We start from the raw sequence: 14,464 nt of genomic DNA on the forward strand, positions 1-14,464 counted from the left end.
GCTGGTTACTCTCCTTCAACCCGCATGATGCTGGCGACACCCCGCACGGTGTCGAGGCTGCGCAGCGCCTCGACGGTCCCGTTCAGGGAGGCGTCGGACGCGTGGTGGGTGACGACGACGAGAGAGGCCTCGCCGTCTTTCCCTTGCTGGCGAACCGTATCGATTGAGACACCGTGCTCGGCGAAAACGGTCGCGACCTGGGCGAGAACACCCGGTTTGTCCGCCACATCGAGACTGATGTGGTAGCGCGTGACGACCTCGCCCATCGGCGAGACGGGCAGCTGGGTGTACGCGGAGGCGCCGGGTCCGGTGGCACCGCTGATCCGGTTGCGGCAGACGGCCACGAGGTCGCCGAGGACCGCGGAGGCGGTCGGCGCACCGCCCGCGCCGGGACCGTAGAACATCAGCTGCCCCGCGGCGTCCGACTCGACGAACACGGCGTTGTACGCGCCGCGCACGGAGGCGAGCGGGTGGGCCAGCGGAATCATCGCGGGGTGCACGCGCGCGGTGACGGACCCTCCGTCGGCGGCCCGTTCACAGATGGCGAGCAGCTTGATGGTGCAGCCCATCCCCTTCGCCGAGGCGAAGTCGGCGGCGGTGACCTCGGTCATGCCCTCGCGGTACACGTCGTCGAGCCCCACGCGCGTGTGGAAGGCGATTCCGGCGAGGATCGCGGCCTTGGCGGCGGCGTCGAAGCCTTCGACGTCCGCGGTGGGATCGGCTTCCGCGTACCCGAGCGCGGAGGCCTCGTCGAGGGCCTCCTGGTAGCCGGCGCCCGTCGAATCCATCTTGTCGAGGATGAAGTTGGTGGTGCCGTTGACGATGCCGAGCACGCGGTTGACCTTGTCGCCGGCGAGGGACTCGCGCAGCGGCCGGATCAGCGGGATGGCACCGGCGACGGCTGCCTCGTAATAGAGGTCCTTGTTCTGCTCCTCGGCGATGGCGTGCAGGCCCGCGCCGTCCTGGGCGAGCAGCGCCTTGTTCGCGGAGACGACGGAGGCGCCGTGCTCGAAGGCGGTGGTGATGAGGGAGCGGGCAGGCTCGATACCGCCGATGAGCTCGACGACCACGTCGATGTCCCCCCGTTTGACGAGGGCGGTGGCGTCGGTGGTGATGAGCTCGGCCGGGATGCCCTCCCGTACCTTGTCGGGCCGCCGGACGGCGACGCCCGCCAGCTCGACGGGGGCCCCGATGCGGGCGGCGAGGTCGGCAGCGTGCGTCGTCATGATGCGCGCCACCTCTGAGCCGACAACACCACAGCCCAGCAGCGCCACCTTCAGCGGACGCGTACGCATCATCCGACCTCGTTTCCTCTTACCGTCACGGTGGATCCAGTCTCACTCACCGGACGGGACTTTCTATGCCATGTCCGGATCGTGAGATGTCTATTTCATTTCTCCGGCGGCCGATCACAGGAGATCTTCCGCCGGTTGTCTGCGTACGTCAGCGGGTCATCCGGCTGCGTACGTCAGTGGCTCATCCGACATCGAGGCGCAGCAGGTCCTCCTCCGTCTCCCGGCGCACGATCACCCGGGCCTCGCCGTCCCTGACCGCGACGACGGGCGGGCGCAGCGCGTGGTTGTAGTTGCTGGCCATCGAGCGGCAGTACGCCCCGGTGGCCGGCACGGCGATGAGGTCACCGGGCGCGAGATCGGCGGGCAGGAAGGCGTCGCGTACGACGATGTCGCCGCTCTCGCAGTGCTTGCCGACGACGCGTACGAGCATGGGTTCGGCGTCGCTCACGCGGGAGACGAGGGCGACGGTGTACTCGGCGTCGTACAGGGCGGTGCGGATGTTGTCGGACATGCCGCCGTCGACGGAGACGTAAGTGCGCAGTCCGTCGAGCGGCTTGATGGTGCCGACCTCGTACAGGGTGAAGGCGGTCGGCCCGACGATGGCGCGCCCCGGCTCGACGGAGATGCGGGGGGTGCGGAGCTTCGCGGACTCGCACTCGCGCGTGACGATCTCGTTCAGCGCCTTGGCGATCTCGTGCGGCTCGCTCGGGTCGTCCTCGCTGGTGTAGGCGATGCCGAGGCCGCCGCCGAGGTCGATCTCGGGCAGCTCGACGCCGTGCTCGTCGCGGATCTCGGCGAGCAGCTTGACCACCCGGCGCGCGGCGACCTCGAAACCAGCCATGTCGAAGATCTGCGAGCCGATATGGCTGTGAATCCCGATGAGTTCGAGTCCGTCGAGGGCGAGGGCCCGCCGTACGGCCTCGGCGGCCTGCCCGTCCGCGAGCCCGATGCCGAACTTCTGGTCCTCGTGGGCCGTGGCAATGAACTCGTGCGTGTGCGCCTCGACGCCGACCGTCACCCGGATCTGCACGCGCTGCCGCCTGCCGAGCGACTGGGCGATGTGCGCGACGCGGACGATCTCCTGGAAGGAGTCGAGGACGATGCGTCCCACGCCGCGGCTGATGGCCTCGGTGATTTCCTCGGTGGACTTGTTGTTGCCGTGGAAGGCGATGCGGTCGGCGGGCATGCCGGCGGACAGGGCGGTGGTGAGTTCGCCGCCGGAGCAGACGTCGAGGTTGAGCCCCTCCTCGTGCAGCCAGCGCACGACGGCGCGCGACAGGAACGCCTTGCCGGCGTAGAAGACGTCGGCGTCCTCCCCGAAGGCGGTACGCCAGGCGCGCGCCCGCGCACGGAAGTCGGCCTCGTCGATGAAGTACGCCGGGGTGCCGAACTCCTCGGCGAGCTTCTTCACATCGATGCCGCCCACGCTGACGACTCCGTCGGTCGTACGCGTGACGGTCTGCGCCCAGACCTTCGAGTCCAGGGCGTTGAGATCGGTGGGCGGCGCGGTGTAGTGCCCCTCGGGCAGAACATCGGCGTGACGGGGCCCGGCGGGATGTGCGGAACGGCTCATGACTTGTCTTTCTTCGGCTCTCTCAGAGGTGTTCGGGTGCGTCGATGCCGAGCAGGGACAGGCCGCCGGCCAGCACCGTCCCGGCGGCTTCGGCAAGCGCCAGCCGGGCCCGGTGGGCGGCCGAGGGTTTCTCGTCACCGAGAGGGAGGACGCGGGTGACCTCCTGGTAGCGGAGGAGGGCGTCGGCGATGACGACGAGGTGGCGGGCCAGGTGGTCGGGGGCGCGGCGGGTGGCTGCGGTGGCGAGGGCGGCGGGGTGGTCGGCCAGGGCCGTGAGGAGGGCGGCTGAGGAATGGTCGGGGTTTTGTGGCTGTACGTCGCCGGGGGCGCCGTCGAAGCCGAGGTCGGCGGCGTTGCGGCTGAGGGCTCGGGCGCGGGCGTGTGCGTAACGGACCCTGAAGAGGGGGTTGGTCTCGCGCTGCACGAGGTGGTCGGCGGTGATCCTGGGCCGGTCGTGGGGGGCCGGGTGGAGAAGGGCCCAGCGGGCGGCGTCACGGCCGAGGGGGGTGGGGTCCTCGGGTGCCGGTACGGGGCGGAGGTTCACGTCGAGGGGGATGCGGTCCTCGGGTGCCGGTACCGGCCGGGGGTTCACCTCGAGAGGGGCGGGAGCGCCGGGTCGGCCGTGGGCGTCGACGGTCACGCCGAGGGGCTCGGCCCACACGGGGTCCGGTTCGGCCTCGCAGGACGTACGGACGAGGGCACCCTGCGTACGGAGGATCCCGGCGAGCACCTGCCCACTGACCGCGGCGCGCACCTCGCACGGGTGGTGCAACTGCACGATCCGCCCGCTCGGTTCCTCGGCGTACCCGTAACGAACGCCGCGCCGCAGGATCTCCCGGACCAGGGCCTCCGCTCCCCCGTCGAGGGTGATGTTGAGGAAGCCGGGCCCGGTGATCTCGACGCGTGCGACCCCCTCGGCCTCGGTGATGAGCGGCCGCAGGATCTCGGCGACATGGCGTGGCGGACGCCCGGCGGGCCGGGCCAGCTGCAGGGCGACATTCGTGGCGTAGTCACCGCATCCCCCAGGCCCCGGCGGCGCCACCACGGCCCGCGCGGGCACGGCCACGCTGAGCTCACCGGCGTCCACGGCGCGGCGCACGGCGCACAGGACGGTACGGGAGAGCTCGACGGGGGTCACGGGGACAAGCGTATGGGAGGAGGGGGGTGGGTGAGCGAGCCGATTTGGGGAGGGTCCGGGATGTGGACGGGAGGATGCGGACAGTGCTGGGCCGGGCCGTCAGCGCACGGATCCGTGGGGCGCCGACCCGCCGGGGCCGGACCGTCGCCCCTCCCCCTTCAACCGCCGGCGCGCCCCGCCCGCTCGGCACACTCGGTCTCGCCCGCGGCTCCCGGGGCCCCGAGCGGACTCCCGAGGGAGGCTCCGCCACCGCGCCGCTCCATCAACTGCCGTACGAGCCGCACGAGTTCGGCAGGCTCAAAGGGCTTGGCCAGAAAGGCGTCCACCCCCACATCGAGCCCGCCCTCGACCTCGTACTGCGAACAGGCGCTCACGACGGCGAGGGGCAGATTCCGGGTCCGCGGATCGGCACGGAGCCGGGCGGCGGTCCGCAGCCCGTCGAGCCGGGGCATCACGACGTCCAGGGTGATGACATCGGGCCGCACGTGATGAACGACATCCAGACACTCGGCACCGTCAGCCGCGGTCACGACCTCGAAACCCTCCAGCTCGAGGTTGACCCTGATCAACTGCCGGATGACCTTGTTGTCGTCCACAACAAGCACCCGACCCGACGCGCCTGGCACAACTCGAGAGTAGGTCCGCTCCCCCGCCCGCGTCCGGCTTTTCCCCACTTCCACCCCGCCCACGGGCCCGCGCCCCCACCCGTTTCCCCACACCAAAACCGGTTCCTGATGCCCCCGAAAGAGCTGGTAGGGTTCTACCCGTCGCCGCACAAACCGCGCCCGACACGCCCCCGTAGCTCAGGGGATAGAGCAACGGCCTCCGGAGCCGTGTGCGCAGGTTCGAATCCTGCCGGGGGCACCGGAAATCAAGGCCCTGAACTGCAGAAACGCAGTTCAGGGCCTTTCTTGTGCATGCCAAAAGGCACACGGCCTACTTGCCCATGACCACCCGGTCCAGCGAGCCTTTGACCTGCGACTTTACGGTGCCAGGCGGACGAAACCCCAAATGTCCGATCCCGCAGACTCGCTTCGTGCGGGACATACGCGGGACAGAGGACTGCCGGACGAAACCACAACCGAAAAACACCCAACGTGACCTGCACGTTTGCCGACGAGGACGGCCGTAAAACAGACGGAGAAACACGCCGTTTCATTTTCCCCGGCCAGCCCTCGGCACGAACGTGAGCAGCTCGTCGCCGCAGCGGATCCGAGAGCCGCTACCACGACGCGACGGGTTACGGCATGCTGAGCGTATGAGCAGGTACGCCGCCGCGAGGATCTACGCGCTTCCGGAGTCACTCGACGAGTTGGTCGGGCCGTCCTCCGGAACTGTGACCCTGCCCCGGCACATCGACTGGGGCCCGCACTACGAGTACGACCTCGCCGACGAGGCCGACCTGCTCCTCATGTACGAGCGGGTCATCCGCGAGGCCCAGTCACAGGCCGACCTACAGGTGCACCTGAATGCCGATCTGATGCGCCGACACTGGACGGACCTGTTCCTGCCCACTCCGGCCCGTAGGGCCTGGCAGACCCGCTTCCCCGAGCTCGCGCCTGCGGCGGCCGCGGCATAGTGGACGAGCTGCACCGCCGACTGATCCGCATCGGGCTCGACGCACTCGCCGACGACTTCGGCTACGCCCTGGCAGGCGGCTACGCCGTCCAGGCCCATCAGTTCGTCAACCGGGTCAGCGACGACGTCGACCTCTTTGCTCCGATCAACCGGGCCACCGCCGAGATGCCTGCGGCCACCGAACGCGTCATCGCCGCCTACGAGGCTGCGGGCTTCACCGTGGAACTGGCCCACCAGAACACCGAACACACCTATACGCGGCTGAACGTCACTGATCCCATCAGCGGCATCCAGAACAAGGTGGAACTCGTCGCCGAGTTCCTCAACCATCCACCGGTGTCCTCCGAGTTGGGCCCGGTCCTGCACCCCGACGACGTTGCCGCCGGGAAGACCAGCGCCTTGGACGGCCGGGCTGAGGTCCGCGACGCCATCGACGTCGACGGCCTCCTCAAGGCCGGATACACCCGCGAGCGCCTGATGGAGCTGGCCAGGCAGAACGACGACGGCTTCGCCCCGCGAATGTTCGCCGACTCGCTCGCCCGCATCCAGCGCTATACCGACAAGCAGTTCGCCGCCTACGGCCTTACGGCCGCCGAAGCTGCATGCCTGCGCCAGCGATTCGCCGACTGGCAACGCGAACTCATCGGCCCGCAGGACGAGAATCCCGCGGAATAGCGAGCCGCAGCCGCAGCGACCGTCGCGTCGTCCCGCCTTCAGTCCGTCTAAAAGAACACGGCCGCTGACGCGAAACCTCCGTCGCCTGGGCCCGGTTCTCCCGAACGACCATGGCCGCGTGGCCGTCGCCGGAGTTGATCCCCGGTCCAGGCGATGACACATCGAGCAGCGGCCGCTCCCTGCTCCAAAGCCGCTCAGCGTGGCCTGGCACCGCGGTGTCGGCCCAACGGCCCGGCTGCAGATACTCCGTAGCGCACAGATACCAGACGTGAGGAATCTCCCGCTGCGGCACGGGAACCAACTCGGCCTGCCAGCCGACGCCTTGGGAAAAAACGCTGCACGGACGCCTGTTGCGGCCTCGTCTATCGCCTGCTGAGCATCCTGAGCAGGGCATCAGTCAGCCTTGCCCTTTGCGCGGTTGTCGGATGACGCCCCCTCGCACAGCTGTCTGATGACACCATGTCGGCATGACCACCGGGCTGGTGTCTCGCGCCGTACGAGCCGCGTTCTTCGCGGTCGTCTGCGTGTTGACGGCGGCTGTGGGCCATGCCTGGGCGTCCGGCGTGTCTCCGTCCTGGTTCGTCCTGGGGAGCGCCTTCGTCGGCACAGCGTCCGCTGCGTGGTGGGTCGCCGGGCGCGAGCGCGGCGCCGTGGTGGTGACCGGCTCCACGGTTGTGGCCCAACTCGGCCTGCACTCCCTGTTCGATCTGTTGCACCCGGACCCGATGGCTTCCATGGCGAGCGCGGAGCACGCCGAGCTCATGAAGCGCATGAGTCACGAACAGCTCATGGAACACATGGACAGCATGAGCATGAGTTCCATGAGCATGATGGCGTCTGGTGGTCACACCTCCACCCTCATGTTTGCCGCGCACTCGCTTGCCGCCCTGGTATGCGGGCTGTGGCTGTGGCGCGGTGAATCCGCAGCGTTCCGGCTCGGCCGCGCACTCGCTGCTGCGGTGTTCGTGCCGCTCCGGCTGGCTCTGCGGATCGCGGGCTCACTGTCCCGGCCGCAGCTGCCCGAACGTCCGGTAACCCCAGGCCCCGCACGCAGGCTGCGTGCGGCACTGCTGCAGCACGTCGTCTCGCGTAGAGGCCCTCCGGGGTACATGGCCCACTGCTGACCGTCTGTCCATGACAGACGGAGTACCGGCGTGCCCGTCTGCCGTATGCACCGTGAGGTGGCACCGCGCTGCACGCCGGCCCTTGGCCCATGGCGCTCCGGCGCGCCTACCCGCCGTGGATGAGGCGCGTCTTGAGTGCCCCGACTGCCGGGCCGCGCCCTGCCGTTCCTTGGTGCGCGCCCGCAGCATCCCGAAGGACGCTTTGTGATGATCCCTGCCCTTGCCGGGCTTGCCCCGAGGCCATCCGGTCCGGGGAACGACGAAGAAGAAGTGACCGATTGGGCGCTGGCCGCCCGGAATGGCGACCCCATGGCCGTCGAGCGCTTCGTCAGGGCGACCTACAGTGACGTCTGGCGGTTCGTGGCCCACCTCAGTGGCGACACTCACGGTGCCGACGACCTGGCCCAGGACGCCTTCCTGCGCGCCTTGAACAGCCTGCCGCAGTTTGCCGGTCGTTCAGGCGTCCGCACCTGGCTCATGGCGATCGCCCGCCGGTCAGTCATCGACCGCTACCGGTACGCCTCTGCCCGCCCCCAGGTTGCCGAGACCGCCGACTGGCGGACTGCGGCCGAAGGCACACAGCCGTCCGGGCTGCCGGGCTTCGATGAGGGCGTGGCGCTGCTCGATCTGTTAGATGGCCTGGCTGCCTCGCGCCGTGAGGCGTTCGTACTGACCCAACTCCTCGGACTGTCCTATGCCGACGCCGCCTCCGCCGTGGGATGTCCGATCGGTACCGTCCGCTCCCGGGTGGCGCGGGCCCGCGAGGACTTGAACGCCTTGCTGTGGGCTGCGGAGGTATGCGGGGAGCCGGAACGTTAGCGGCGCGAATTCAACTGTCCCTACTAGGGGTCGTGGCGCGGCAGCGTCTGGTTCCCGGCCCCTGTCGAGAATCGGAAGCATTTGAAGCACGGGGAGCGTGCGGGGCATTTTCTGCTCCGCCCGCACCTCCACAGCCCGCCGGCAAGCGATTTCCGCCCGGACAGCAGGGGTACGCCCCTTGCTGTCCGGGCGGGGAATCGGACCTTGGACCTCGGAATCCTGGAGATATCTATGACACCGGAGATAGAGAACGCCTTCGCCGCGATTCGGGACAAGTACGGATCGGAATCGATCGTGCGGGTCGAGGAGATGCTGGAGGCGAAGACTCGGCAACGGCATCCCCTGCAGAAGGGCGCCAAATGGGTCATGCCGGGAATTTCTCAGCAGCCCTGGCACGATCCGTACGGGCACCCTGAACTGATCCCGGTGGTCCACGCGTTGGAAGCGAATCACGCCTCGATCAAGGCCGAGCTGGAAACCGCCTGGACGGCCCGCCGGAACGCGTTCTCGGACTACGAGCACTACCTCACACGCCAGCAGGACTGGCAGGCCCTGTATTTATTCCGCAAGGGCGCGCTGGTCGAGGAGTCGGCCGATACCGTTCCCACCGCGTTCAAGGTGCTGAAGGAACACGCCGTTGATACGGAGAAGATCTGCCCTCTCCTGGAGTGCCACTTCTCAACACTCCTGCCCGGCGCGGCGATCGCCCCTCACTGCGACCTGTGGAACTTCAGCATCAACCTGCATCTCGCCGTCGACATCCCGGAAGGGTGCGGCATCACGGTCGCGGGCGAGAGCCGTTCCTGGGACGAGGGCAAGTGCCTGCTCTTCGACTACTCCTTCGAGCACGAAGCGTGGAACCGCGGGGTCCGCCCGCGTACCTGCCTGCTCGTCGACCTCTGGCACCCGGACACCACCGTCCCCGAGCGGGCGGCGCTCGTCGCGCTCATCACCGAGATCCGCAAACTGATGGGCGAAGCTTGAGCGAGCGCCGTCCGTCATCACAGCGGGCCCGGGCTTACCGTCACCGCGGTGGCCTTGACCTGGCCGGAGTTCCGGAACCACAGGATGAAGCGCACCTTTTTCCCAAGTTCCAGCTTCGGTGGGTCAAGGACTGCCACCTTGATGGTGGACGGGTCCATGCGCAGGCTGCCGCCGGCAGGAACGGTGACGGGGCCGATGGGCTCCGTGTCGTTCTCGCCGTTCTCTGTGACCGTGCGGGCGAGCATGGTGAGCCCGAGGTCCACGGATGAGACCGACTCCAAGGTGTCCTTGGCGCCACCCGTGTTACGGATGTAGAAGAAGGCTGTGGTGATGGCGGCGCCGGTCGGCTGGAAGACACGGCCGTCGCTGACGCTGATGTTCTCGGGTGGATCGCCGGCCGCCCCGGTTGCCGTGTAGGCGGAGAGCAGCAGAAGAACTGCCGCGCACGTGCCGGTCGGTACCAGCGCGGAACGCACGGCGCCGGATGTGGCCAGGCGCCGCCACAGCGGGGCGGGGCGTTCAGCGGACGCTGCTGACGCTGAGGTCATCGGTTTCCTTCCGGGGACGGGTGTCGTCGGTGCCTTCCGCGTGACCGGAGTCCAGTGGAACCGCCTGGTAGGCCCGCAGCCGCAGGCTGTTGGCGACCACGAGGACGGAGCTGGCGGACATCGCCACGGCGGCGAACATCGGGTTGAGCCAACCGGTGGCTGCCAGCGGGACGGTGACCACGTTGTAGCCGAAGGCCCAGATGAGGTTGGCCCGGATGGTGGTCAGGGTTCTGCGGGTGAGCCGTACCGCCTCCACGACGGCCTGCATGTCCTCCCGTACGAGGGTGATGTCGGCCGCGCCGATCGCCGCGTCGGTTCCGCTGCCCATGGCGATGCCCAGGTCGGCCGAGGCCAGGGCGGCGGCGTCGTTGACGCCGTCGCCGATGACCGCTACGCGCCGTCCGTCTGCCCGTAGCATCGCGACGATGTCCGCCTTGCCCTCCGGGGTGATCCCGGCGTGCACCTCGTCGATGCCCACCTGCTCGGCCACGGCGTGGGCGGCCGCCGGACCGTCGCCGGTCACCAGGATCGGCTCGATTCCGAGCACCTGTAGTTGGAATACGGCGTGCTCGCTGGAGGGCCGCAGGCTGTCGCCGACGGCGAGGACGGCGATGGGGCGGCCGTCCACTTCGACGACCACAGCGGTGTGCGCGGCGGCTTCGGCGCGGTCCAGGGCCTGCCGCAGCTTGTCGGGCAGTACGGTGTCGGGCCGCGGGCGCCCCACGGAGACCTCGCGACCGTCGACCCGGCCGCACACCCCGGACCCGGCCACGGCCCGGAAACCGGTCACTGGTGGCAGCGGCGCGCCGTCCGTGGCACGGCGCGCGGCGGCGACGACAGCCCGGCCGATGGGGTGTTCGGAGCCGTACTCGACCGCTCCGGCCAGCCGCAAAACCTGTGCTGCGTCCTCGTCGGCGGCACTTACGGTCGTCTCGAGGAGCGTCATGTGGCCGGTGGTGAGGGTGCCCGTTTTGTCGAAGACCACGGTATCGACGCGCTGCAGCCGCTCCAGCGCCTCGGGCCCCCGGATGAGCACGCCGAGCTGAGCACCGCGCCCGGTGGCCGCCAGGAAGGCAGTCGGCGTGGCCAGGCCGAGCGCGCAGGGGCAGGCGACGACGAGTACGGCCACCGCTGCCGTGACGGCCGACTCACCGTCCGCCCCGGCACCGAGCCAGAAGCCCAGCACCGTGCACGCCACCGCGACGATGGCGGGCACGAAGACACCCGCGACGGAGTCGGCGAGCCGCTGGATGCGGGCCTTGCCCGCCTGGGCGTCGGTCACCAGCTGAGTGATCCGGGCAAGCTGGGTGTCGGCACCGACCGCGGTGGCGCGGACCACGAGCAGCCCGCCGGCGTTGACGGCGGCGCCCACCACGGCGGATCCCGGGCTCACCTCCACGGGGGCACTCTCACCGGTGACCAAGGACAGATCCAGAGCGGAGCTGCCCTCGGCCACGACCCCGTCCGTGGCGACCTTCTCTCCCGGCCGCACCACGAACTCCTGCCCCACACGGAGTTCGGAGATCGGGACTCGGCGGCTACCTCCGCCCTCCCTCAACTCGACGTCCTTGGCCCCGAGTTCGGCGAGCGCGCGCAGTGCCGATCCCGTGCCGTGCTTGGCCCGCGCCTCCAAGTACCGGCCGGCGAGCACGAAGAGCGGCACGCTCACCGCCGCTTCCAGGTACAGGTGGGCGGTACCGGCCTCGGCGCCGGGCAGCAGGTCGAACGGCATGCGCATGCCCGGTTCTCCCGCGCCCCCGAAGTACAGCGCGTATCCGGACCATAAGAAGGACGCGACCACCCCGAGGGAGACCAGGGTGTCCATGGTCGCCGCAGCGTGGCGCAGCCCGTTCAACGCCCGCTGGTGGAACGGCCACGCGCTCCACAGCACGACCACCATGGTGAGGTTGAAGCACACCCACTGCCAGTAGTCGAACTGCAGGGCCGGGACCATGGACAGCACCAGTACGGGCACCGACAGCATCGTCGTGATCCGCAGCCGGGCCCGCTCGCTCGCGCCGGCAGCGGCCTCCGGCCGCTGGTCCGACGCCTCTTGGCTTTCCGGGGCGGCGGGCGCCGGCGGCAACTCGGCGGTGTAGCCGGCCTTCTCGACTGTGGAGATCAGCTCCTGCGAGGTCACCACCGCAGGATGGGAGATCCGGGCCCGCCCTGTGGCCAGGTTGACCGTCGCCGTCACGCCCTCGACCCGTCCCAGCTTCTTCTCCACCCGCCCCACGCAGGCGGCACACGTCATCCCGCCGACCATCAGATCGGTGGTCACCAAGGAGCCGTCCTGCGCCGGACGGTGGTCGGCGGACGTCATCGGCCCTCCTGCACGGCGCGGTCCACGGCGCCCATGCCATGCATGTCTGACATTCCCGGCTCTCCAGGACCTGCCGGGTTTTCCACAGTCCGGTGCATTCCCGGCGCCACAGGACCCGCCATGCGTCCAACGGCATACGAAACAGCCGTCAGCGAGCACAGGAGGAAGATGAACCCCAGCAAAACAGGGGGCACGACGAAACTTCGCTTTTGGGTATCGGTTGACGGCATCAGGGTGCCTCCACGCTCTGCCATGAACTCCTCATGCCACATACCGTACGGGGGTACCCAGAGGAATCGCCACCCAGACAGCGTGATGAAAAATATCGGCGCCACCGGGAACCAGGACAACTTCCCGTCCGACTACCAGAAAAGGCCCTTTTTCATTCACGGCGGAGGGACCAGTTCCGCACCCCCATAGGAGAGCTATGACACGGCGTCAATTCGATTAAATTAGCAGGCGAACTGGTCATCTATTCAACTTCCAGCCGCCCCTCGCGTGGCCGAAAAAAGCAGGTTTGGTTGAGTCATCGCCATCGGCCGGCCGCACAGGAAAATCACAGCCAAGACGGCCTTGAGTCCCGGGAGGGCCACGATTCCTGGGATATCGACTCCCGACATCAGGAAAGGGTCACCCCGGGCGACCGACTCTCCCACGGTTCCGTCGTACGCACGAGCGAGTCCAACAACCGGAATCTGAGCCAGTCCAAAAACGGGGGGAGATGGCTTGTCGCAGTGCACGGAGTGAGCCACGATCCAGGACGAGCCGCGCTCCAGGCGGGTGATTCACAGCCCGAGGGCCGGCGAATTCGATACGCAGCACATGCTCAAAGTCGCTGCCGCTGCGATCACCTATCGCAGCGGTGCACGTGAAACAAGGGATCCGCCGCGCACCGCCTGGTGGACCTCAAGGGGGATTGTCCGGAAATGTCTGCACTGAAGTCGCCATCCGCTCCGCCGCGCCAACGTCTCGGACTGCCCCTGCTCGTCCTGGCCACCGCGCAATTGGTCATCTCGCTCGACTTCAACATCGTCTACGTCGCCCTCCCCAGCATCGGCAGCGGGCTCGGCTTCTCCGGCCAGGACCTCCAATGGGTGGTCAGCGCCTATGTCGTGGCCACCGGGGGGTTCCTCCTGCTCGGAGGACGGGCCACCGACCTGCTCGGAAGACGCCGGATCTTCATCCTCGCCGCGCTGCTGTACGCCCTCTCCTCACTGGTGGGCGGGCTGTCCGGCTCCGCCGGCGTCCTCGTCGCGGTGCGCGCCATCCAGGGCATCGGCGGCGCCCTGCTGTTTCCCGCCACCCTCTCCCTGATCAACACGCTCTACGACGAGGGCCCGAGCCGTAACCGGGCACTGGCCGTATGGGGAGCCGCCGGAGCGGGCGGACTGTGCTTCGGCTCACTGCTGGGCGGGGTACTCGTGGACGCCTTCGGCTGGCCGTCGGTGTTCATCGTCAACATCCCCCTGGCCGGAGGAATCGCGCTGGCCGGTGCGCTTCTCTTCCCCGCCGACGGGCCGCTGTCCCGGCAACGGGATTTCGACCTCCTCGGCGCCCTGACCGCCACCTCAGGGATCACGCTGCTGGTCTTCGTCCTCGTCCACGCACCCGAAGCCGGCTGGGGCAGCAGCAGCGTCCTGATCTGCGCGGCCCTCTCCGTCGTCCTGCTGTCGCTCTTCGCCCTCATCGAGGCGCGTACCAGCGATCCCCTCACACCGACACGGATGTTCGCCCACCGCAGCCTGGTCGGCGCCATGGCCCTGACCGCGCTGTTCAGCGCCACGTTCAGCTCCGTCCCCTACTTCCTGACCCTGTACTTCCAGACGGTGCACGGCTACAGCGCGTTGGGCACCGGACTCGCCTTCCTCGTCCCCGCCGTCGTTGTCGCCGCCGGAACACAGGCAGGGGAGAAAGCCGTGTCCGCCCTCGGGGTACGGACCACCATGCTGGGCGGCATGGCCGTGGGGGCTGTCGGCGCGCTGCTCCTGGCCGTCGCTCTCACCGACGACGGCTCGTACGTGCGCCTGCTGCCGGGCATCGTGCTGCTGAGCCTCGGCCAGGGCGCCGCCTGGACCGGAATGTGGGTCGCGGCTGCGGCCGGTGTCGCCCCCGGCGACCAGGGCATCGCCTCCGGCATGGCATCGACCACGCTGCAGGTGGGCGGCGCCGTGGGCCTGGCCGTCCTGGTCGCCGTCGCCAATACCGGAGACCATGACCTCTCCGGCTCCGAGCTGCTCGACGCGGTCCGTGACGCCATGTATGTCATCGCCGCCGGAATCTGTCTCGGCGCCGTGGCCATCCTCACGCTCCGCAGGCGCTCCCACCGGTAGAGGCCGCCGCGCTCCACCCGGTCGGCCCGGCACCGCCCTGCCCGCAGCCCCCCTCCCTGCTGTCTCTGAGCACCCCC

General features: G+C 69.0%; 12 protein-coding genes and 1 tRNA gene. 7 read left to right on the forward strand and 6 right to left on the reverse strand.

Annotated features, from left to right (window positions below; genetic code table 11):
• Positions 1 to 5: 5 nt before the first annotated feature.
• The 4 genes from IEZ21_RS05025 to IEZ21_RS05040 all read right to left on the reverse strand — a co-directional run bounded on the left by IEZ21_RS05025 (position 6) and on the right by IEZ21_RS05040 (position 4,680).
• Positions 6 to 1,298, reverse strand: coding sequence for a homoserine dehydrogenase (locus IEZ21_RS05025; protein ID WP_189320648.1), 1,293 nt, complete (start codon positions 1,296 to 1,298; stop codon positions 6 to 8).
• A 178-nt stretch (positions 1,299 to 1,476) separates the two neighbouring features.
• The gene (gene lysA / locus IEZ21_RS05030) at positions 1,477 to 2,868 is read right to left on the reverse strand and encodes a diaminopimelate decarboxylase (RefSeq protein WP_189320649.1); all 1,392 of its coding nucleotides are present in this window, start codon (positions 2,866 to 2,868) and stop codon (positions 1,477 to 1,479) included.
• A gap of 22 nt (positions 2,869 to 2,890) precedes the next feature.
• Entirely contained in the window at positions 2,891 to 4,006 is a 1,116-nt protein-coding gene (gene nrtL, locus IEZ21_RS05035; protein WP_189320650.1) for an ArgS-related anticodon-binding protein NrtL, read from the reverse strand.
• Between the two features lie 158 nt (positions 4,007 to 4,164).
• Entirely contained in the window at positions 4,165 to 4,680 is a 516-nt protein-coding gene (locus tag IEZ21_RS05040) for a response regulator (protein ID WP_189320922.1), read from the reverse strand.
• A gap of 118 nt (positions 4,681 to 4,798) precedes the next feature.
• Here IEZ21_RS05040 and IEZ21_RS05045 point away from each other — a divergent pair.
• The 6 genes from IEZ21_RS05045 (at position 4,799) to IEZ21_RS05070 (ending at position 9,186) form a co-directional block, all read left to right on the forward strand.
• Positions 4,799 to 4,870, forward strand: a tRNA-Arg gene (locus tag IEZ21_RS05045).
• A 394-nt stretch (positions 4,871 to 5,264) separates the two neighbouring features.
• Positions 5,265 to 5,585 carry a hypothetical protein gene (locus tag IEZ21_RS05050; RefSeq protein ID WP_189320651.1) on the forward strand — a complete coding sequence of 107 codons (321 nt, stop codon included), beginning with the start codon at positions 5,265 to 5,267 and terminating at the stop codon, positions 5,583 to 5,585.
• The gene (locus tag IEZ21_RS05055; protein ID WP_189320652.1) at positions 5,585 to 6,259 is read left to right on the forward strand and encodes a nucleotidyl transferase AbiEii/AbiGii toxin family protein; all 675 of its coding nucleotides are present in this window, start codon (positions 5,585 to 5,587) and stop codon (positions 6,257 to 6,259) included. The genes IEZ21_RS05050 and IEZ21_RS05055 overlap by 1 nt, the downstream gene beginning before the upstream one ends.
• Before the next feature lie 467 nt (positions 6,260 to 6,726).
• Positions 6,727 to 7,383, forward strand: a complete 657-nt coding sequence (locus tag IEZ21_RS05060) for a hypothetical protein (protein WP_189320653.1) — start codon at positions 6,727 to 6,729, stop codon at positions 7,381 to 7,383.
• 207 nt (positions 7,384 to 7,590) lie between these two features.
• Positions 7,591 to 8,202 carry a sigma-70 family RNA polymerase sigma factor gene (locus IEZ21_RS05065; protein ID WP_189320923.1) on the forward strand — a complete coding sequence of 204 codons (612 nt, stop codon included), beginning with the start codon at positions 7,591 to 7,593 and terminating at the stop codon, positions 8,200 to 8,202.
• Positions 8,203 to 8,433: 231 nt separating this feature from the next.
• The gene (locus IEZ21_RS05070) at positions 8,434 to 9,186 is read left to right on the forward strand and encodes an aspartyl/asparaginyl beta-hydroxylase domain-containing protein (RefSeq protein ID WP_189320654.1); all 753 of its coding nucleotides are present in this window, start codon (positions 8,434 to 8,436) and stop codon (positions 9,184 to 9,186) included.
• A gap of 17 nt (positions 9,187 to 9,203) precedes the next feature.
• Here the strand turns inward: IEZ21_RS05070 and IEZ21_RS05075 are convergent, their stop codons facing one another.
• On the reverse strand, positions 9,204 to 9,734 hold the full coding sequence (locus IEZ21_RS05075) for a copper chaperone PCu(A)C (RefSeq protein ID WP_189320655.1): 531 nt from the start codon (positions 9,732 to 9,734) through the stop codon (positions 9,204 to 9,206).
• A complete protein-coding gene (locus tag IEZ21_RS05080) occupies positions 9,706 to 12,057 on the reverse strand; it encodes a heavy metal translocating P-type ATPase (RefSeq protein ID WP_189320656.1) in 2,352 nt (783 codons plus the stop codon). The genes IEZ21_RS05075 and IEZ21_RS05080 overlap by 29 nt, the downstream gene beginning before the upstream one ends.
• A 926-nt stretch (positions 12,058 to 12,983) precedes the next feature.
• On the opposite strand from IEZ21_RS05080, the gene IEZ21_RS05085 reads away from it, so the two are divergent.
• The gene (locus IEZ21_RS05085; RefSeq protein ID WP_189320657.1) at positions 12,984 to 14,387 is read left to right on the forward strand and encodes an MFS transporter; all 1,404 of its coding nucleotides are present in this window, start codon (positions 12,984 to 12,986) and stop codon (positions 14,385 to 14,387) included.
• The last annotated feature ends 77 nt before the right edge of the window (positions 14,388 to 14,464 follow it).

The organism is Streptomyces flaveus (genome assembly GCF_014647675.1).
Classification (GTDB): domain Bacteria; phylum Actinomycetota; class Actinomycetes; order Streptomycetales; family Streptomycetaceae; genus Streptomyces; species Streptomyces flaveus.